Below are 18,920 nucleotides of genomic sequence, written 5' to 3' on the forward strand. Positions count from 1 at the left end.
GCGCAAAGCGCACCCGCGCAATTCGATGGCGCGCCGGCGCCTTCGCGGGGTAGTATGGCCCCAATACTCCTTGACGAGAAAATGCGGGAGCACGCGATGGAGCTGAAATTCTCGAAGGTGGAACGCAAGGGACCGATCACGATCGTGACGCTGTCGCGGCCCGAGGTCTATAACGCGATGCACATCGATGCGCATTTCGAGCTCAACAAGGTGTTCGACGATTTTTCCTCCGATCCAGAGCAATGGGTCGCGGTCGTCACCGGCGCTGGCGACAAGGCGTTCTGCGCCGGCAATGATCTGAAGTGGCAGGCGGCGGGAGGAAAACGCGGCTGGGACAAGGGCGGCTTCGCCGGCCTCACCGCGCGCTTCGACTGCGACAAGCCGATCATCGCCGCGGTGAACGGCGTTGCCATGGGCGGCGGCTTCGAGATTGCGCTCGCCTGCGACCTCATCATTGCCTCGGAGAACGCGACCTTCGCACTGCCCGAGCCACGCGTCGGACTTGCCGCGCTCGCCGGCGGCCTGCACCGACTGCCGCGGCAGATCGGGCTGAAGCGCGCCATGGGCATGATCCTTACCGCGCGTCACGTCAGCGCCAAGGAGGGTTTCGAGCTCGGCTTCGTCAACGAGGTGGTGCCGCAGGGCGAGGCGCTCGCGGCCGCGCTGCGCTGGGCGGAGATGATCACCAGGAATTCGCCGATGTCGATCCGGGCGTCCAAGCAGACCATCCGGAAGGGCCTCGCAGTGTCGCTGGAGCAGGCGATCGAGGAACAGCGCGAGTATCCCGCGGTGAAGGCGATGGTGGCCTCGCAGGATTACATCGAGGGCCCGAAAGCGTTCTCCGAGAAGCGGCCACCCAAATGGGTTGGGAGGTAGGCCTCTGTCATTCCGGGGCGCGCCCGCTTGGGCGCGAGCCCGGAATCCATCGTACCTCAGGAACGGTGGATGAATGGATTCCGGGCTCGTCGCTACGCGACGCCCCGGAATGACGGCGGAGAGCGTGGCGCCCGCCTACACTCTGCGCCCCAGCTCCCTTTTGTATGACGCGTAGTTCGGCTGATCGACCGCGAGCTTATCCATCGTGGTCGCCCACAGATGCTCGGCGAGACCCGGCGTTGCGAGGTCAACCTGGCCTTTGGCGATGCGATCGGCGAGGACACGGTTGAGCTCCGTCACCGATCCGTCCATCCCGAGCAGCGTCCGCAGGCGCTCGACTTCCGCAGCATCGCTCCCCTCCTCCAGCGTCAGCTGCCGCGTGACGAGATCGAGGATGTTGACGGCGACGCGCAGCTTGAAAGCCTGATGGCCTGAGATCAGCGGCGCGATGTCGTTGCGCAAGAAATCGGCGACCGCCTTGGTCAGCTCGATCGGCGTCGGTTCGTCCTGCATGGGTCAGCTCCCGCGCGGCGCCAGCAGCCGCAACAGATCGATTTCGGTCTCGCTGGCGCGGCGGCCGATCATGGCACGCTCCATCGAATGATCAGGCCCCTCGCGGAACCGCTGCATCATGCCGCCGCACATGATGCCCCAGCGCAGCGTGCCCATCACTTCCCAGAATTTGACGCGCGCCGGATCGACCTTGCGGCCGACCGCTTCATAGCCCTCGAACAATTCCTCGCGTGCGCCAAAGCCGCCGACGGGCTTGTCGATCTCGCCGAAACGCCACGAATTGACGCAGACCCACCCGAGATCCTCCATGGGGTCGCCGAGATGGGCCAGTTCCCAGTCGAGCACGGCACGAACACCATCGGGGCCGACAATGAGATTGCCGTTGCGGAAATCGCCATGCACCAGTGTCGTCTCGGCGGAGGGGCCGGGATCGTGGTCGCGCAGCCAGCGTAGCGCCAGCTCGAACACGGGCTTTGGCCAGTTCAGGCTGCGATAGTCGCGCTCGAAATCGGAGATCTCCTGCGTGGCGCCGCGATTGCGCAACTCGGGCAGTTTATCCTGCGGCAGTTGATGGAGGCCCGCGAGAATGCCGCCGATCTGTCGCGCAAGCAGCGGCCGTGCCGCCGCGAACTCGTCATCGCGAAGAATCTTGCGCGCGATGGTTTCGCCTTCGACCCGCTGCATGATGAAGCCGGTGCCGAGATCATCTTCCGGCGTCAGCACATGCATCACGCGCGGCGACGGCACGCCGGCCTCATAAGCGAGCTGCATCAGCTGCGCCTCCGCGGCAAGCCCCGCGGCGCGCGTGGGCGCAGCGCCATAGCCCTTCGGCGAGCGGCGCAGAATCGCGCCGATCACGCCATCAGGATGCACGATGTCAAAGCGCCAGGTCTCCTGGCTGGCGCCGCCGGACAGTTTTTCCGCACCGGCGACGCCGGTCGCGCCCTTGCACCACCGCACGACGCTGCGTGAAAGTTCGGCCTCGATCATTTGCCTTTGAACTGCGCGGGCCGCTTCTCCAGGAACGCACCGACGCCTTCGCGAAAATCCTGGGTGTCGCCGGCGCGGAGCTGGCACTGGAATTCGAGGTTGAGCTGATCCTCGAAGGAATTTTCGGGGCTGTCCCAATAGAGCTTGCGGATCAGCGACAGCGCGACCGTCGGTCCGGAGGCGAGCTCGCGTGCGAGCTTCATCGCCTCCTCCATCAACACGCCATCGTCATAGACGCGGTTGACGAGCCCCCATTCCAGCGCCTTCTCGGCCGGCAGCCGCTCGCCCATCAGGGACAATTCGATCGAGCGCGCGCGGCCGACGAGGCGCGGCAACAGCCAGGTCGAGCCGCAATCCGGCACGAGACCGATGCGGCGGAAGGCCTGGAGGAAGTAAGAAGAACGCGCGCACAGGATCATGTCCCCGAGCAGCGCGAAGCTCATGCCCGCACCGGCGGCCGGACCGTTCACCGCAGTGACGATGGGACAGTGCAGATTGCGGATGCGGCGCAGGAACGGATGAAAGCCCGTCTCCAGCGTCAGGCCGGCCTTGGTCTTCTTCGACTGGTTGTTGCGACCTTGCAGATTGGCGCCCGTGCAGAACGCACGGCCCGCGCCGGTCAGCACGACGCTGCGCACCTCGTCCCTTCTCTCCTCGATCGCGTCGAGCGCCTCGGCCAGACCGCCCAGCATGTCCACGGAGACCGCGTTCATCACCTCCTGATGGTCGAGCTTGAGGACCGCGACAGCCCCATCGAAATCGAGCGTGACGTGTTTGAACTGCATGGTTTCCTCGTTGGTTGCGGCGAGCGTCAGTTTCGCAGGCCGGAATTTCGTCTTGCCGGGCCGCATATTTGATTTTTGGCGCGCTCTTGTCCATGGTGATCGGAGCATAGCAAGCAATCTTGCGCGCAGCGGCTGATGCGCATTCGCGCCAAAACAGGAAACGCGCCATGAACCTTTTCGACCTCTCCGGCCGCGTTGCCGTGATCACCGGCGGCAATGGCGGCATCGGGCTCGGCATCGCGCAGGCCCTCGCGGGCCAGGGCTGCAACGTCTCGATCTGGGGCCGCAATGCTGACAAGAACAAGGCTGCTGCCGCGAGCATTGCGGGCCTGCCTGGAAAGGTCGATGCGCGCGTCTGCGACGTCACCGATCCGGCCTCGGTCAATGCGGCGATGAAGGCCACGCTGGATATCTTCGGCCGGGTCGACGGCTGCTTTGCCAACGCGGGCATCGGCGGCGGTGGACGGCGTTCCTTCATCGAGCGCACCGAGGAGGAATGGCGCACGATGTTTGCGACCAATCTCGACGGCGTATTCCACGCTTTTCAAGCGGCCGCGAAGCACATGACCGAGCGCGCCAATGCCGGCGACCGTTTCGGCCGGCTCGTGGCCACCTCGAGCCTCGCGTCGATCTTCGGCACCGCGCGCAACGAGCACTATGCCGCGACGAAGGCCGCCATCAACGCGCTGGTGCGCGCGCTCGGCGTCGAGCTGGCTCGCCACGGCGTCACCGCCAATGCGATCCTGCCCGGCTGGATCAAGAGCGACATGACATCGGGGCTGATGGCCAACGAGAAATTCGTCACCAACGTGATGCCGCGGATTCCGATGCGCCGCTTCGGCGAGGCATCCGATTTCGGCGGCATCGCCGTGTATCTGATGAGCAAGGCCTCGTCGTATCACACCGCGGACACGTTCGTGATCGATGGCGGCTATACGGCGTTTTGAGTTCGACAATCATCAAAGGAGGGGCAAGATGTTCTCACATGTCATGATCGGTACCAACAATCTCGACAAGGCAAAGACGTTCTACGACAAGCTGCTCGGCACGCTCGACGTGCGACCGGCCAGGGTCGACGGCCATCGCATCTTCTACATCACCAAGACCGGTGTGTTCTCGGTATCGAAGCCCATCAACGGCGAACCGGCGACGTGCGCGAACGGCGGCACCATCGGTTTTGCGGCCAATTCGCCGGAGCAGGTCGAGGCGTGGCATGCGGCCGGCATCGCGGCCGGCGGAACGCCGATCGAGGATCCGCCCGGCGTGCGCGAAGGCTCGGGCGTCAAAATGTATCTCGCCTATTTGCGCGACCTCGATGGCAACAAGATTTGTGCGATGCATCGGATGCCGAGCTAGCCACATCCTCCGCCGTCATTCCCCGCGAAAGCGGGAATCCAATACGCCGCGGCCTCTCAGACCACCGCTGACGTCTCGGAATACTGGATCGCCCGGTCTTCGCCGGGCGTTGACAGCGGAGTGTGAGGCACGCCGCTGCCGCTTGCTCCAGCACCATTCAAACAACATTTCAAACGCCGTCGCGATATTCCATCGCATGGCATGGCCGCTAAAAAAATACGCGCTCGCACTTTCCGGGCGCTGCGATTATTCTCCCGGCCAATACGATCTCTGACGTCCCCGGGAGGAACAATGACAAAACACACCTACATTCCCCGCACCACCAATTACACCCTCAATCCCGGCGACGAGCTCAACGATCTCAGGATGTCGGAGCAGGTCCGACCGCTCTACGATCACGTCAAGAAATTCATCCGCGATACCGTCGAACCGATGTCGATCGAATTCGCCAAGGCGGGCGAAGGCAAGGAGGATCGCTGGAGCTTCACGCCGAAGCAGCTCGAGGTGCTGGAGAAGGCCAAGAACAAGGCCAAGCAGGAAGGCCTCTGGAATTTCTTCCTGCCCGATGACGAGACCGGCCAGGGCCTGAAGAACCTCGATTACGCCTATATCGCCGCCGAGCTCGGCAAGAGCCCGCTGGCGTCCGAGACCATGAACTGCTCGGCGCCCGACACCGGCAACATGGAAGTGCTGGAACGCGTCGGCACCAAGGAGCAGAAGGAGAAGTGGCTGAAGCCGCTGCTCAACGGCGAGATCCGCTCGGCCTACGTCATGACCGAACCGAACGTCGCTTCTTCCGACGCCAAGAACATCTCGACCACGGCAAAACTCGTCGGCGACGAGTGGGTGATCAACGGCGAGAAATACTACATCTCGGGTCTCGGCGATCCCCGGTGCAAGATCCTCATCGTGATGGTGAAGACCAATCCGGATGCGGCGCCCAGCAAGCAGCAGTCGCAGATCCTGGTGCCGCGCGACACGCCCGGCGTCGAGGTGCTCGGGCCGATGTATGTGTTCGGCCAGGACCACGCCCCGCGCGGTCACATGCATATGCGCTTCAACAATGTGCGCGTGCCGAAGGAGAACATGCTGCTCGGCGAAGGCCGCGGCTTCGAGATCTCCCAGCTCCGCCTCGGCCCGGGCCGCATCCATCACTGCATGCGCACCATCGGCAAGGCCGAGAAGGCGCTCGATCTGATGGTGCAACGCGGCCTCACCCGCGAAGCCTTCGGCAAGAAGATCGCCCATCTCGGCGGAAACATGCAGATCATCGCGCAGGCCCGCTGCGAGATCGAGGCGATGCGGCTGATGGTGCTGAAGGCGGCCAAGGCGATGGACGTGCTCGGCAACAAGGAGGCCCGCGTCTGGGTCTCCATGGTCAAGGCCATGGTGCCGGAACGGGCCTGCAAGATCATCGACCAGGCGATCCAGATGCACGGTGCCACGGGCATCTCGCACTGGACTCCGCTCGCCGAGATGTACCAGGACGTGCGCCATCTGCGTTTTGCCGATGGTCCGGACGAGGTGCACTGGATGGTGGTCGGTCGCCACGAGCTGAGCATGGCTTGAGCCTTCCACTTTCGCCTCTCCCCGCTTGCGGGGAGAGGCGAAGCAGAAACCTAGGTCGCCGGCGCGATCTTGTCCTGCGTCTTCGTCTCGAAGTCGCTCGCATCGTGCCGCTCGTGGAGCTGGCTGGCGGGATCGCCGGAGACGCGGTTGACCATGCGGCCGCGCTTCACGGCCGGACGCTGCGCGATCTGGTCGGTCCAGCGCTGCACGTTCTTGTAGTCCTGCACCGACAAAAACTCGCCGGCGCCATAGACCAGCCCCTTGGCGAGCGCGCCATACCACGGCCACACCGCCATGTCGGCGATCGTGTAGTCCTTGCCCGCAAGATACTCGTTGTCGGCCAGGCGGCGATCGAGCACATCGAGCTGGCGCTTGACCTCCATCGCGAAGCGATCGATGGCGTATTCGATCTTGAAGGGCGCGTAGGCGTAGAAATGGCCGAAGCCGCCGCCGAGATAGGGCGCGCTGCCCATCTGCCAGAACAGCCAGGACATCGCCTCGGTGCGGGTCTTGATGTCCTTGGGCAGGAAGGCGCCGAACTTTTCGGCGAGGTAGAACAGGATCGAGCCGGATTCGAACACACGGATCGGCTCCGGGCCTGAGCGATCCATCAAAGCCGGGATTTTCGAGTTCGGGTTGATGTCGACAAAACCGCTGCCGAACTGGTCGCCGTTGCCGATCTTGATCAGCCAGGCGTCGTACTCGGCGCCCTTGTGGCCGAGCGCCAGCAGTTCCTCCAGCATGACCGTGACCTTGACCCCGTTCGGCGTCGCCAGCGAATACAGCTGGAGGGGATGCTTGCCGACCGGCAGCTCCTTGTCATGAGTGGGGCCGGCGATCGGCCGGTTGATGCTGGCGAACTGCCCGCCATTCTCCTTGTTCCAGGTCCAGACCTTAGGCGGCTCGTAGGCAGGGGCGTCGGTCATTGCGAAGGGCTCCGGCAGAAAGATGCGCGTGCATTAATTAGCCCGACAATGGCCGATGGCAAGCCCCGCCGGCTCTGCGTCCCACGCGGGCCTCAGGGCGGCGTCATGCATCCGGGCTGACCCGCGCCATCCTGCAGGCGCACGGCGCAACGCCTGCGCGCAAGATGCTCGCCCGAATCCGGCGTGGCATCACAGGCAACGAAGGGTTAGCGTCGAACGGCCCTCGCACAGCAAAACAAGAGAAGAGCAACGCGAAGGCCGCAGGGAGAGAAACATGAAATCGCCGATCTGCGGCATGCTGGGGATCGAGTTCCCGTTGCTCGCCTTCAGCCATTGCCGCGACGTCGTTGCCGCCGTCAGCCGCGCCGGCGGTTTCGGCGTGCTGGGCGCGACCGTGCATACGCCCGAGACACTCGAACGCGAGCTGAAATGGATCGACGATCACGTCGATGGCAAGCCATACGGCATCGACGTGCTGATCCCGGAGAACATCTCGACCTCGGGCGAGAAAGACGTCACCTGGAAAAGCCTGGAGGCGCGCGTGCCGCAGGCCCACCGCGACTACACGCGCGAGCTCCTGAAGAAATACGATATCGAGCTGACGACGACCGAGGTCGCCGCCGACCAGCCGCAACCGTTCGACGCCAAGACGGCACTGGAGCTGCTCGACGTGTCGTTCAATCATCCGATCCGGCTGATCGCAAATGCACTCGGCGTGCCGCCGAAGGCGATGATCGAGATGGGCAAAAAGCACGACGTCCCCGTTGCAGCGCTGGTCGGCGCCAAGGAGCACGCGCTGCGCCAGGTCGCGGCCGGCGTCGACATCCTCGTGGTGCAGGGCACCGAAGCCGGAGGCCATTGCGGCGAAGTCTCCACCATGGTGCTGGTGCCGGAGGTGATCAAGGCCATCAAGCCGATTCGCGACGTGCCGGTGCTGGCGGCCGGCGGCATCATGACGGGCCGGCAGATGGCAGCCTGCATGGCGATGGGCGCGGCCGGCGCCTGGACCGGATCGGTGTGGCTTGCCACCGTCGAGTCCGAGACCACCGAGATCTTCCGCGAGAAGATGATCGCGGCGTCCTCGCGCGATGCGATACGCTCGAAGGGCCGCACCGGAAAACCGGCACGGCAGCTGCGCTCGGTCTGGACCGACGCCTGGGACCGCGCGCCGGAAAGTCCGGGCGCGCTGCCGATGCCGCTGCAGAGCATCATCAGCCGCGATGCCTTCAACTCGATCGACCGTGCCGCTGCGAGCGGCAATGCCAGAGCGCGCGATCTCGTCAGCTATTTCGTCGGCCAGGGCGTCGGCCTGATCGACAGCGTGAAATCTGCGGGCGCCGTGGTGCAGGAGTTTAAGGAAGAGTTTGCCGAAGCAGTCGAGCACATGAATGCGCTGGTGGCGGAGTAATACCCCTCCTCGTCATTGCGCGCGCAGCGAAGCGATCCAGGCTGCCTCTGCACAAGGATTCTGGATTGCTTCACTGCACTCGCAATGACGAAACAACCGACATCGTGAATCAAAGAATGACCGACAAGACCAACACCCCCGAAGACCGTATCCCCGTCATCGTCGGCATCGGCGAGATCGTCGACCGCCCGAAGGAGATCACCGAGGGACTCGAACCGCTCGATCTGCTGGAGCAGGCGCTGCGGCGCGCCGAACAAGATGCCGGCGCCAAGCTGCTCGCCGAGGTCCAATCGCTCGACGTCGTCAATTTCCTGAGCTGGCGTTATCGCGATCCGGAGAAGCTTCTGGCGCAGCGTCTCGGGATCCAGCCTGCGCATTGCTACTACGGCCCGGTGGGCGGCGAGACTCCGATCCGCTACATCCATGAGGCGGCAAAGCGCATCGCCCGAGGCGAATGCACGGTCGCGGCGGTCTGCGGCGCCGAGGCGCAGTCGACGGTGACGAAAGCCGATCGCGCCGGCGTCAAGCTGCCGTGGACGCCGTTCGCGCACGATGTCGCGGAGCCCAAGCGCGGTGCGGCGTTTCAGAAGCCGCTCGCCATCAAGCTAGGCGTGTTCCGGCCCGTCACGGTCTATCCGTTCTATGAAGCCGCCTCCTCCGCACATTGGGGCCAGACGCCGCGCGAGGCGATGGCGGAATCAGGAACGCTGTGGTCGCGCTATTCGGAGGCAGCCGCACAAAATCCCAACGCCTGGCTGAAGCGGCGCTATGCACCGGAGGAGATCACGACGCCAAGCACCGACAACCGCCTGATCGCGTGGCCCTACAACAAGCTGATGGTGGCCAACCCGAGCGTCAACATGAGCGGCGCGCTACTGCTCACCAGCCTCGCCAAGGCGCGTGCGCTCGGCATCTCGGAAGACAAGCTGGTCTATCCGCTCGGTGGGGCATCAGCCGAGGACCCGGCCGACTATCTCCTGCGCGACCAGTTCTACGAGAGCCATCCGCAGAACGCGGTGCTGACGGCCGTGATGAATCTCGTAGGTGGCGACGGCAAAAAGTTCGATGCGATCGAGCTCTATAGCTGCTTCCCCTGCGTGCCGAAGATGGCCCGGCGGACGCTGGGTCTTTCCGCCGAGGTGCAGCCCACCATCGCCGGAGGCCTCACTTTCTTCGGTGCGCCGCTCAACAGCTACATGACCCATGCGGCCTGCGCGATGGTGCGGCGCCTGCGCGGGGGCGCCAGGCTCGGCCTGCTGTACGGCCAGGGCGGTTTCGTTACCAAGCACCATGCGCTGGTGGTTGCGAAGACGCCGCCGCGCGAGGCGATGGCGCAGGAGACCAGCGTGCAGGCCGAGGCCGACCGCAATAAGCGCGCCGTGCCGGAGTTCGTCCCGGAGGCTTCGGGTAAGGGCAAGGTCGAGAGCTTCACCGTGCTCTATGGCCGTGGCGGCGATGTCGAGCACGGCGTGGTGATGCTGCGCACCGAGGATGATCGACGCACGCTTGGGCGGATTCATGCCCACGACAGTGCGACGCTGGCACACCTGCTCGACATGAACCGCACGCCGGTCGGCTCGCTCGGCGAGATCACGATGGCCGCCGATGACGTGCCGGAGTGGCGGGTGGCGTAACATCCTCTCGTATTCCCGACGCCTCCGCGAAAGCTCTCGTAGGGTGAGCAAAGCGAAGCGTGCCCACGTCCCGCCTCTTTGGTGAGACGACGTGGGCACGGCGCAAGCGCGCATCTGCCCACCCTACAAGACTGCGCTACCCCTTCGGCGCCTGCTTCTCCGACGCCGTCGCCGGCTTCCCGCCTGCACCGACCACGCGCACCAGGTCGCCGTCGGAGAGTCCATCCGGCGGGGCGGTGATGACGCGGTCGCCCGGCGCAATGCCCGAGGCGAGCTCGATCTCGCGGCCGAGATCGCGGGCGATAGTCACGGTCTTGAACTGAACCTTGTCGTCCGCGCCGACGGTCGCGACGCGCAGGCCGCTGCCGTTGAAGATCAGGGCGCTCGCGGGAATGCTGAGCGGCGCGGCGTCGCGCTGGAGATTCAGCTTCACACTGGCATAACCGCCCGGCATCAACTCACCGCTGGAATTGTCCAGACCAAGCTGCATGCGCGTGGTGCCTGAGGCGACGTCGACGGCTTGCGAGGACGCTTCCACCGTGGCCGGGAAAGTGCGGTTCGGATATTCGGGCAACGTAATCGTGGCCTTGGCGCCGATCTTGATCGCCGGCACGTAGTTCTGGGGAACGTTGACGTAGACGCGCAGCTTGGTGATGTCGGAGATCACGAACATGGCCGGCCCCGAGCCGCCGCCCGCATTGATCAGCGCGCCGACGTCGGTGTCGCGTGCGGTCACGACGCCGTCGAACGGCGCAGTGATCTTCTTGTAACCCGCCAGCGCCTCCAGCCGCTCGACATTGGCCTTGCCGGAATTGACGGCCGCGTTCTTGTTGGAAAGGTCGGCGGTGCGCTCGTCGATCTCCTGCGCGGAGACGAAGTTGGACGCGACCAGCGTCTTGCGCCGGTTCAGCGTTGCCTCCGACAATCTTGCGCTCGCCTGCTGGCTGGCGAGGTCGGCGCGGGCCTGCAAGAGCTGCTGGTCGAGGTCAGGCGCCTCGATCTCGGCGATCACCTGCCCTGCCTTCACCCGCGCGCCGATGTCCGCGCTCCAGCTCTTCAGGTAACCCGAGACGCGGGCGAAGATCGGTGCGCGATAATAGGCTTCCAGGCGACCCGGCAGATCGATGGTGGCGTCGAGGGCCTTGGCGCTCGGCTGCGTCACCGCGACGCTGGGAACGGCCTGATCGTCGGTCCATTCCTTCAGCTTGGAGCCCTGCTCCTCGCGAGCACGGATGCCGGTGCCCACGACGAGGCCAGCCGCGATCAGCGCCACCACGCCGAAGATGCCCAGTTTCCGGTGCGACACCGGGGCGCGGGATTCAGTGGGCGACATGCGAGGTCTCCAATGCGGCGGCGGCTTTGGCGCCTTGTTTCTTGTGTACCATACTGAACACCACGGGAACAAACATCAGCGTGGCGAAGGTTGCAAAGATCAGGCCGCCGATCACGGCGCGGCCGAGCGGCGCATTCTGCTCGCCGCCCTCGCCCAACCCCAGCGCCATCGGCGCCATGCCGATGATCATGGCGAGTGCGGTCATCAGCACCGGGCGAAACCGGACGAAGCCGGCTTCGAGCGCGGCCGCGATGGGGTCGCCGAGCTCTTCGTAGCGCTCGCGCGCGAAGGCGATGACGAGAACGCTGTTGGCGGTGGCAACGCCCATGCACATGATGGCGCCAGTCAGCGCCGGCACTGAAAGCGTCGTCTGCGTCGTGAACAGCATCCAGACGATTCCGGCCAGCGCGGCCGGCAACGCGGTGATGATCACGAACGGATCGGACCAGGACTGGAAGTTCACGACGATCAAGAAGTAGATCAGCACGACGGCACCCAGCAGGCCGAACAAGAGGCCGGTGAAGGCGCTATTCATGGTCTGCACCTGGCCGAGCAGCACTACCGAAGACCCCTTCGGCACCTCCTTCGCGGTCTCGGCGATCACCTGGCGGATGTCGTTGGACACCGCGCCGAGGTCGCGCCCCGAGGTGGTCGCAAAGATCTGCACCATCGACTGGATGTCGTATTGCGACACCACCGCGCTCGAGGTCGAGCGCTTGATGTCGGCGATGCCGCCGAGGATGGGCGACTGCGAATTGCCGGATGCGGTGATCGGCAGCGTCTGCAGCGCGCTGAGCGAATCGATCTGATATTGCGGCGTCTGCATCACGATCGAATAGGACACGCCGTTATCGGGGTTGAGGTAGTAGGTCGGCGCCACCTGCGAAGAGCCAGCGAGATTGACCACGAGACTGTTGGTGACGTCGCGCTCGGTCAGGCCGACATATTGCGCACGGGTGCGGTCGACATCGATGTTGAACGTCGGCGCGTTCGGCGACTGCTGGATGCGTGCATCGGCGATGCCCGGGACCTTGCGAACCTTGGCCAGCAGCTTGTTGGCATAAGCGAAGTTGGCGCCGAGATTGGCGCCGCGGATCTGCAGGTCGATCGGCGCCGGCGCACCGAAGTTCAGGATCTGGCTGACGATGTCGGCAGGGAGGAACGCGAAGCTGACGCCGGGAAACAGTCGCGGCAGCTGCTCACGCAACACCTTCACGTGCTCTTCGGTCGGCTTGTGGCCTTCCCTGAGCTTGATCTGGATGTCACCATCCTGCGGGCCGATCACACCCGTATTGTTGTAGGTCATGTTGATGCCGGAGATCGGCATGCCGATGTTGTCGGTCATGGTCTCGATCTCGCCCGGAATCAGCCTGCGCACGGCCTTCTGCACGTCGGCGAGCTGGTTTGCAGTCTCCTCGACGCGGGTGCCGACCTGGGTGCGGACATGCATCAGGATGTTGCCGGCGTCGACCGACGGAAAGAAGTTGCGCCCGAGGAACGGTACCAGCGCGAAGGAGGCGCCGACCACGCAGATGAAGCCGATCGCGAATACCGCGCGATGCGCCAGCGCGAGCCCGAGCAGGCCGCGGTAGCCGCCGCGGATGCGCTCGAACCGCGCCTCGAAGCCGCGCTGGAACCAGACCAGCGGGTTGCGCGACTTCGGCGGCTCGCCCTGATGATGGACGTGAGCCTGCAACAGATAGTTCGCCATGGTCGGCACGAGCGTGCGCGACAGGATGAACGACCAGATCATCGCGAACATCACCGCTTCCGCCATCGGCACGAACAGGAAGCGCGCAACCCCGGTGAGGAAGAACATCGGCACGAACACGATGCAGATGCAGAGCAGCGAGACGAAGGCCGGCGTCACGATCTGGTTGGCGCCGTCGAGGATCGACTGTTCGACCGGCTTACCCTGCTCCAGATGATAGTTGATGTTCTCGATGGTGACCGTGGCGTCATCCACGAGGATGCCGACCGCCAGAGCCAACCCGCCGAGCGTCATGATGTTCAGCGTCTCGCCGATCGCCGACAGCATGATGATGGCCCCCAGCACCGAGAGCGGGATCGAAACCGCGATGATGATGGTCGAGCGCCAGCTGCCGAGGAACAGCAGGATCATGACGCTGGTGAGCAGCGCCGCGATCACGCCCTCGAAGGCGACGCCCTCGATCGCGCCGCGAACGAACACCGACTGATCGCCGATGAAACCGATCTTGAGCGCGTCGGGCATCTGGTCCTTGACGTCGATCACCTTCTGCTTGATGCCGGCGATGATATCGAGCGTCGAGGTCGCGCCTGCCTTCAGCACCATCATCAGCACCGAGCGGTTGCCGTCGACATGAACGATGTTGGTCTGAGGCGGATTGCCGTCGCGGACGCTGGCGACGTCACGCACATAGACCATGGCACCGTTGACGGTCCTGATCGGGAGGTTGCCGAGCTCGTCGATCCTCAGCGGCGAGTTGTTGAGCTGGATGTTGTATTCGAACTGGCCGATCTTCTGGGTGCCGACCGGCGTGATCAGGTTTTGCGCCGCGAGCGCGTTGGCGACGTCCTGGCCTGACAGGCCGCGGGCCTGCAGTGCGGTGGGATCGAGGTCGATCTGGACCTGGCGCTGCTTACCGCCGAACGGATAAGGAATCGCAGCCCCCGGAACGGTGACGAGCGGCGTGCGGAGCTGGTTGATGCCGATGTCGGCGAGGTTCTGCTCGGTCAGGCCATCGCCCGACAGCGCCACCTGGATGATCGGCACCGTCGAAGCGGAGTAGTTCAGGATCAAGGGCGGCGTCGCCCCCGGCGGCATCTGCTTGATCAGCGTCTGCGAGATCGCCGTGACCTGCGCGTTGGCGGTGCGGATGTCGACGTTCGGCTGGAAGAAGATCTTGATGATGCCAAAGCCGTTATAGGAATTGGCGGTGATATGCTCGATGTCGTTGACGGTCGTCGTCAGCGCGCGCTGGAACGGCGTGGTGATACGGCCGGACATCTGGTCGGGCGGCAGGCCGGTGTATTGCCACACTACTCCGATGACGGGGATGCGGATGTCCGGAAAGATGTCGGTCGGCGTCCGCAGCGCCGCGAGCGGTCCGATGATCAGCAGCAGAAGCGCGAGCACGACAAACGTATAGGGCCGGCTCAGGGCAATACGGACCAGAGCAATCATGCGCCAGGCAAATCCAGGTCAAGCGAGAATACGGAATCCGCCCCCACGGCGATCCCGCTTTCCCTTTACCCGAGCACCGCCGGAAACGCTAATCGTCGCGCATTCACTTCCCTGCTACCGCACTGCAAGATTTACATCGCAGCCATGCGGCCGCACCCCTCACGCGGCGCGGACCGTATCGAGGAACTTGCCGACCTCGAGCTTGAGGCGATTGGAGTCGCGGGACAGCATCTGTGCCGCGGACAGGACCTGAGACGAAGCCGAACCCGTCTCGGCGGCGCCACGCTGGACGTTGCCGACATTGGATGACACCTGCTGCGTTCCCTTGGCCGCCTGCTGCACGTTGCGCGCGATCTCCTGGGTCGCTGCGCCCTGCTCCTCGACGGCCGCCGCGATAGCCGAGGCGATCTCGGAGAGGTTCGCAATCGAGCCTCCGATGTCCCGGATCGCGCCGACGGATTCCTGGGTGGCCGCTTGCATGTCGGTGATTTGCTGCGAGATCTCGCTGGTGGCCCTGGCGGTCTGCTCGGCGAGCGCTTTCACCTCGGAGGCGACCACCGCAAAGCCCCGGCCGGCCTCACCGGCTCGCGCCGCCTCGATCGTGGCGTTGAGAGCCAGGAGATTGGTCTGGCCAGCGATCTGGTCGATCAGCTCGATGACGTCACCTATCCTGGCGGCCGCTTTCGACAATTCACCGATCCTGTCGTTGGTCCGCCCAGCCTGGCCAACGGCGTCGTTGGCCATCCGAGCCTGATCCTGCACCCGCCGGCTGATCTCGTTGACCGACGACGAGAGCTGCTCGGTCGCCGAGGCGACCGATTGCACATTGGAGGAAGCCTCGTCCGAGGCGGAGGTGACCACTACGGCCAACTCCATGGCGCGGCCGGCGGTGCTGTTCAAAGTGCCGGCGGAGGCCTCGAGCTCGGTCGAAGCCGAGGAGACCGTATCGACGATCTCGCCGATGGCCGTCTCGAATTGACCGGCAAGCCGGTGCATGTCTGCCTTGCGCTGCGCGGTCGCGATCTGATCCTGCCTGATCTTCGCCTCCCCCTCCATGCGCGCCTTCTCTTCCGCCTTGACCTTGAACAGTTCGACCGCGTGCGCCATGTCCCCGATCTCGTCGTTGCGGCCGAGGCCGGGCAGCACGAGGGCAAAATTGCCGGCGGCAAGTTCGCCCATGGCGCTCGTCAGCGCGGAGAGCGGGCGCGATATCCGTGCGAACGCGACCCAGAAGCTGAGCAGTGAAAGAGCAATGTTCGCAACGAGAATGCCGCCGCTGACTTCCAGGTTGAAGCTGCTGCTTGCGGCAAGTCCCGCAGCCTCCCGGTCAGCGTCCGCGGCAATGGCCTGCCCGAGCTGCAGGATCGCGTTGATGGCGCTGGTCGCGCTCGCCACGTAGTCGTTGCCACTGATCTTGTATTCACCGGCCTTGCCATCCTTGATCACGTCGGCGCGCAGCGAGCCATAGAGGCGGAAGTACTTCTGCTCGACGTCCTTTATCGCTTGAGCGAGATCGGCCGAAATATCGGCGCGCTGGGCAATGGGAGAGATCGTGTTCCAGGCAAGCTCGACATGGCCACGGAATCCGGACATCAAGCCGATGCCGTCGGCGGTGAGTTTTGCGCGGGCGCTGATCAAGCCTCCGAGAAAGGCCCGCTCGCGGCCGGCATTCTCGGCCATTTCCGCGGTGAGATGGCGAAGCCCCACAAACCGCGTCATCGCCGGCGACGGAGCATCGGTCAACGTCTCCAAGGTGAGCCGCAACCGGTGAGCCGCGGTCTCGATGAGGCCGGTCAGGGCCGGAACGAGCGCGCTGACAATGGCAGGATCGCGCCCGGTCCCCGGCTTGGCGAGTTCGGCGTCGACCTTTTGCCGCAGGCTCTCGATGTTCTGAAGCGCGCGTTCGGCCTCGGCGATGCGAGGTTCGGCGATTTGCATGGCGGGCAGGCTGCGCAGGCGCCGTGCAGCATCGCGGAACGACCGGTCGGACTCCGCGCGGATCCGGCCGATATCGGCACGGCGATCCTCAGCGATGGTCTCGGGCGCGTTCAGCGCCGCGTTCGTCATTCCCCTTTCGAGCGCCCATTGCCCGGCGCTTCGCAGCAATTGCTGCGAGATGCCGTTGAGCTCGACGAAGGCGTGCGCCTCCTCTCGGCTATGATAGGCCCGAACGGCCGTGAAAGCGGTGGCGGCCACTCCCATCAGCGCAAGCGCCGAGACAATCAGAGGCAGGATCGTTCCAATTCGCACGCGCACGGCCAGCTTCCCCTCTCCTGAGCGCTGCTGTCGAACAGGCAGCTGGGTGGAAGCAATAACCGGCTTTCACAACACCTAGTTGTCTCACATCAAAGATCGTCGGGGTTTCAACTCCGCGCCTGATTTCATCGGATTGTATGATTATCGAATGGTTGTCGACCGCGCGCCGGTCAAAGCACAACGATGGCGGCGATCGGAGCGATCGCCACCTTGACGTCCGGTCGTGCGCGCCGCTACGCCGCGCGCACGGAGTTCAGGAACTTGCCGACCTCGAGCTTGAGGCGGTTGCTGTCACGCGACAACATCTGCGCCGCTGACAGCACCTGCGACGACGCCGAACCGGTCTCGGAGGCGCCGCGCTGAACATCTCCGACATTCGACGAGACCTGCTGGGTGCCTTGAGCGGCCTGCTGGACGTTGCGGGCGATCTCCTGGGTGGCCGCGCCCTGCTGCTCCACGGCCGCCGCGATCGCCGCGGAGATCTCCGCCAGGCGCGCGATGGTGCCGCTGATTTCGCTGATGGCGCTCACCGACTCCTGGGTCGCGGACTGGATGCCGCCGACCTGCTGGCCGATTTCGCCGGTCGCCTTGGCGGTCTGCTCGGCGAGCGCCTTGACCTCGGAAGCGACGACGGCGAAACCACGACCGGCCTCGCCCGCACGGGCCGCTTCAATCGTGGCGTTGAGGGCGAGGAGATTGGTCTGGCCGGCGATGGCGTTGATCAGCTCGACGACATCGCCAATTCGCGCTGCAGCCCGTGACAATTCGCTGACACGGTCGGTGGTGGCGTGGGCTTGGTTGACCGCTTCGCTCGCAATCCGGGATGAGTCCTGGACCTGCCGGCTGATTTCGCGCACCGACGACGACATCTCCTCGGCGGCCGTCGCCACCGAATGAACGTTGGCGGAAGCCTCTTCGGAACCTGCCGCAACGGCGACCGACAATTCCTGCGCGCGGCCCGCGGTCGAGGACAGGGTCGAAGCGGAAGCTTCAAGCTCGGTTGCGGCTGACGAGACGGTCTCGACGATTTCGCCGATCGCGGCCTCGAAGCCGTTGGCGAGCTTCGTCATCTCGGCTTTGCGCTGGGCATCGGCACGGCGTTGCACCGCCTGCACCTCGTCGCGGCTGAAGCGGATGATGGTCTGCACGGTCTGAAGGTTGCGCAGTGCCTCGCCGATCTCGTCGTCGCGTTTGATCACGATGCGATTGTCGAGCTTGTCCTGGACCAGGTTGACCAAGGTTTCGTTGAGGTGCTGCATCGGTCCCTGGATCGCCCGCATGGTCGCAAGGCCGGCGAAGCCGCCGATGCCCACGCCCGCGACGGCCAGTAGCGACAGGATCAGACTGGTCGAACCCGCGGCGGACAGCACCCCGACGACACACAGCGCCAGCATGAACAGCGTCTGAAGCGCCAGCATCGTCACGAGGCGCGCCTTCAGCGTCCTGGTGAAGATGGAAAAGCCGTCAAGCCAGGAACGACGGCGGATGATGCCGCCATCGATCCGATAGCCATGCGGCTTCTTCTCGCGGATCGCTGCGTAAACCTCTTCGGCGAGCCTGCGCTGGTCGGCCGGCAGCTTGGTCCGGATCGAGGTGTACCCCTTGACCTGACCGTTCTCGCGCATCGGTGACGCGGTTGCCAGCACCCAGTAGAAGTCGCCGTTCTTGCGGCGGTTCTTCACCGCGCCGAGCCACGGCTTGCCGGCCTTCAGCGTGTCCCAGAGATTGTCGAATGCCTCCGGCGGCATGTCGGGATGACGAACGATGTTATGCGGCTGGCCCATCAGTTCCGCCGACGAGAAGCCGGCAGCCGCGATGAAGTCGTCGTTGAAATAGGTCAGCTTGCCCTTGAGATCGGTGCGGGAGACGATCAGCGTCTCGTCGCTCACCGGATATTCGACGTCGGTGACGGGAAAATTCTTGCGCATCAAAGGCCTCCAAACGAACGGACTATGGATTCATTCCAATTCGGACGGCCGCTATTCGAGTCGTCTGATGCAATTCTCGTAAATCGAATTTAACTAACGATGAAAGCCGGCCCTACGTAAGTTTACGGAGGGCCTCCACGATCCTACGTGCAGCGATATCATGTTACCGGCCACGAATAG

At 64.5% G+C, this 18,920-nt stretch carries 14 protein-coding genes; 6 read left to right on the top strand and 8 right to left on the bottom strand.

From position 1 onward, the window contains the following. Positions 1-96 precede the first annotated feature (96 nt). Entirely contained in the window at positions 97-876 is a 780-nt protein-coding gene (locus X265_RS26125) for an enoyl-CoA hydratase-related protein (protein WP_128967430.1), read from the top strand. Between the two features lie 135 nt (positions 877-1,011). Here X265_RS26125 and X265_RS26130 read toward each other — a convergent pair whose 3' ends face one another. From X265_RS26130 to X265_RS26140, 3 genes are read right to left on the bottom strand one after another with little or no spacing between them, the layout of a single operon-like run. Next, positions 1,012-1,389 (bottom strand): DUF6285 domain-containing protein, encoded by a 378-nt coding sequence (locus X265_RS26130; protein ID WP_128967431.1) that lies wholly within the window; start codon positions 1,387-1,389, stop codon positions 1,012-1,014. A gap of 3 nt (positions 1,390-1,392) precedes the next feature. Beyond that, positions 1,393-2,379 (bottom strand): phosphotransferase family protein, encoded by a 987-nt coding sequence (locus X265_RS26135; protein ID WP_128967432.1) that lies wholly within the window; start codon positions 2,377-2,379, stop codon positions 1,393-1,395. Next, a complete protein-coding gene (locus tag X265_RS26140) occupies positions 2,376-3,164 on the bottom strand; it encodes an enoyl-CoA hydratase/isomerase (protein ID WP_128967433.1) in 789 nt (262 codons plus the stop codon). Before X265_RS26140 ends, X265_RS26135 begins: the two co-directional genes overlap by 4 nt. Positions 3,165-3,331: 167 nt before the next feature. Here X265_RS26140 and X265_RS26145 point away from each other — a divergent pair, with 167 nt between their 5' ends. From X265_RS26145 to X265_RS26155, 3 genes are all read left to right on the top strand, one after another. Further along, positions 3,332-4,111: an SDR family NAD(P)-dependent oxidoreductase gene (locus X265_RS26145; protein ID WP_128967434.1), complete on the top strand. Its 780-nt coding sequence runs from the start codon at positions 3,332-3,334 to the stop codon at positions 4,109-4,111. A 28-nt stretch (positions 4,112-4,139) separates the two neighbouring features. Then, positions 4,140-4,520 carry a VOC family protein gene (locus X265_RS26150; RefSeq protein ID WP_128967435.1) on the top strand — a complete coding sequence of 127 codons (381 nt, stop codon included), beginning with the start codon at positions 4,140-4,142 and terminating at the stop codon, positions 4,518-4,520. A 291-nt stretch (positions 4,521-4,811) separates the two neighbouring features. Next, positions 4,812-6,089 carry an acyl-CoA dehydrogenase family protein gene (locus X265_RS26155; protein ID WP_128967436.1) on the top strand — a complete coding sequence of 426 codons (1,278 nt, stop codon included), beginning with the start codon at positions 4,812-4,814 and terminating at the stop codon, positions 6,087-6,089. Between the two features lie 50 nt (positions 6,090-6,139). Here X265_RS26155 and yghU read toward each other — a convergent pair whose 3' ends face one another. After that, the gene (yghU, locus tag X265_RS26160; protein ID WP_128967437.1) at positions 6,140-7,015 is read right to left on the bottom strand and encodes a glutathione-dependent disulfide-bond oxidoreductase; all 876 of its coding nucleotides are present in this window, start codon (positions 7,013-7,015) and stop codon (positions 6,140-6,142) included. Between the two features lie 274 nt (positions 7,016-7,289). Between yghU and X265_RS26165 the strand changes: the two genes are divergently transcribed. Together X265_RS26165 and X265_RS26170 are read left to right on the top strand one after the other, a co-directional pair. Then, positions 7,290-8,423 carry a nitronate monooxygenase gene (locus tag X265_RS26165; protein ID WP_128967438.1) on the top strand — a complete coding sequence of 378 codons (1,134 nt, stop codon included), beginning with the start codon at positions 7,290-7,292 and terminating at the stop codon, positions 8,421-8,423. Positions 8,424-8,539: 116 nt separating this feature from the next. Beyond that, positions 8,540-10,057 carry an acetyl-CoA acetyltransferase gene (locus X265_RS26170; protein ID WP_128967439.1) on the top strand — a complete coding sequence of 506 codons (1,518 nt, stop codon included), beginning with the start codon at positions 8,540-8,542 and terminating at the stop codon, positions 10,055-10,057. A gap of 136 nt (positions 10,058-10,193) precedes the next feature. On the opposite strand, the gene X265_RS26175 is transcribed toward X265_RS26170, so the two are convergent. The 4 genes from X265_RS26175 to X265_RS26190 all read right to left on the bottom strand — a co-directional run bounded on the left by X265_RS26175 (position 10,194) and on the right by X265_RS26190 (position 18,740). Beyond that, positions 10,194-11,390, bottom strand: coding sequence for an efflux RND transporter periplasmic adaptor subunit (locus X265_RS26175; RefSeq protein ID WP_128967440.1), 1,197 nt, complete (start codon positions 11,388-11,390; stop codon positions 10,194-10,196). After that, positions 11,377-14,556: an efflux RND transporter permease subunit gene (locus X265_RS26180; protein WP_128967441.1), complete on the bottom strand. Its 3,180-nt coding sequence runs from the start codon at positions 14,554-14,556 to the stop codon at positions 11,377-11,379. The genes X265_RS26175 and X265_RS26180 overlap by 14 nt, the downstream gene beginning before the upstream one ends. Before the next feature lie 159 nt (positions 14,557-14,715). Then, positions 14,716-16,812 (bottom strand): methyl-accepting chemotaxis protein, encoded by a 2,097-nt coding sequence (locus X265_RS26185; RefSeq protein ID WP_244659282.1) that lies wholly within the window; start codon positions 16,810-16,812, stop codon positions 14,716-14,718. Positions 16,813-17,045: 233 nt separating this feature from the next. After that, positions 17,046-18,740, bottom strand: a complete 1,695-nt coding sequence (locus X265_RS26190) for a methyl-accepting chemotaxis protein (RefSeq protein ID WP_128967442.1) — start codon at positions 18,738-18,740, stop codon at positions 17,046-17,048. Positions 18,741-18,920 lie beyond the last annotated feature (180 nt).

This window comes from Bradyrhizobium guangdongense, from assembly GCF_004114975.1.
In the GTDB taxonomy this organism is placed as follows: Bacteria; Pseudomonadota; Alphaproteobacteria; order Rhizobiales; family Xanthobacteraceae; genus Bradyrhizobium; species Bradyrhizobium guangdongense.

What these genes read in the sequence shown, in the direction of transcription:
- X265_RS26135 (WP_128967432.1), bottom strand. Translation starts at nt 2,379, where the DNA reads ATGATCGAGGCCGAACTTTCACGCAGCGTCGTGCGGTGGTGCAAGGGC.
- X265_RS26170 (WP_128967439.1), top strand. Translation starts at nt 8,540, where the DNA reads ATGACCGACAAGACCAACACCCCCGAAGACCGTATCCCCGTCATCGTC.
- X265_RS26125 (WP_128967430.1), top strand. Translation starts at nt 97, where the DNA reads ATGGAGCTGAAATTCTCGAAGGTGGAACGCAAGGGACCGATCACGATC.
- yghU (WP_128967437.1), bottom strand. Translation starts at nt 7,015, where the DNA reads ATGACCGACGCCCCTGCCTACGAGCCGCCTAAGGTCTGGACCTGGAAC.
- X265_RS26180 (WP_128967441.1), bottom strand. Translation starts at nt 14,556, where the DNA reads ATGATTGCTCTGGTCCGTATTGCCCTGAGCCGGCCCTATACGTTTGTC.
- X265_RS26165 (WP_128967438.1), top strand. Translation starts at nt 7,290, where the DNA reads ATGAAATCGCCGATCTGCGGCATGCTGGGGATCGAGTTCCCGTTGCTC.
- X265_RS26145 (WP_128967434.1), top strand. Translation starts at nt 3,332, where the DNA reads ATGAACCTTTTCGACCTCTCCGGCCGCGTTGCCGTGATCACCGGCGGC.
- X265_RS26155 (WP_128967436.1), top strand. Translation starts at nt 4,812, where the DNA reads ATGACAAAACACACCTACATTCCCCGCACCACCAATTACACCCTCAAT.
- X265_RS26140 (WP_128967433.1), bottom strand. Translation starts at nt 3,164, where the DNA reads ATGCAGTTCAAACACGTCACGCTCGATTTCGATGGGGCTGTCGCGGTC.
- X265_RS26130 (WP_128967431.1), bottom strand. Translation starts at nt 1,389, where the DNA reads ATGCAGGACGAACCGACGCCGATCGAGCTGACCAAGGCGGTCGCCGAT.
- X265_RS26175 (WP_128967440.1), bottom strand. Translation starts at nt 11,390, where the DNA reads ATGTCGCCCACTGAATCCCGCGCCCCGGTGTCGCACCGGAAACTGGGC.
- X265_RS26190 (WP_128967442.1), bottom strand. Translation starts at nt 18,740, where the DNA reads ATGCGCAAGAATTTTCCCGTCACCGACGTCGAATATCCGGTGAGCGAC.
- X265_RS26150 (WP_128967435.1), top strand. Translation starts at nt 4,140, where the DNA reads ATGTTCTCACATGTCATGATCGGTACCAACAATCTCGACAAGGCAAAG.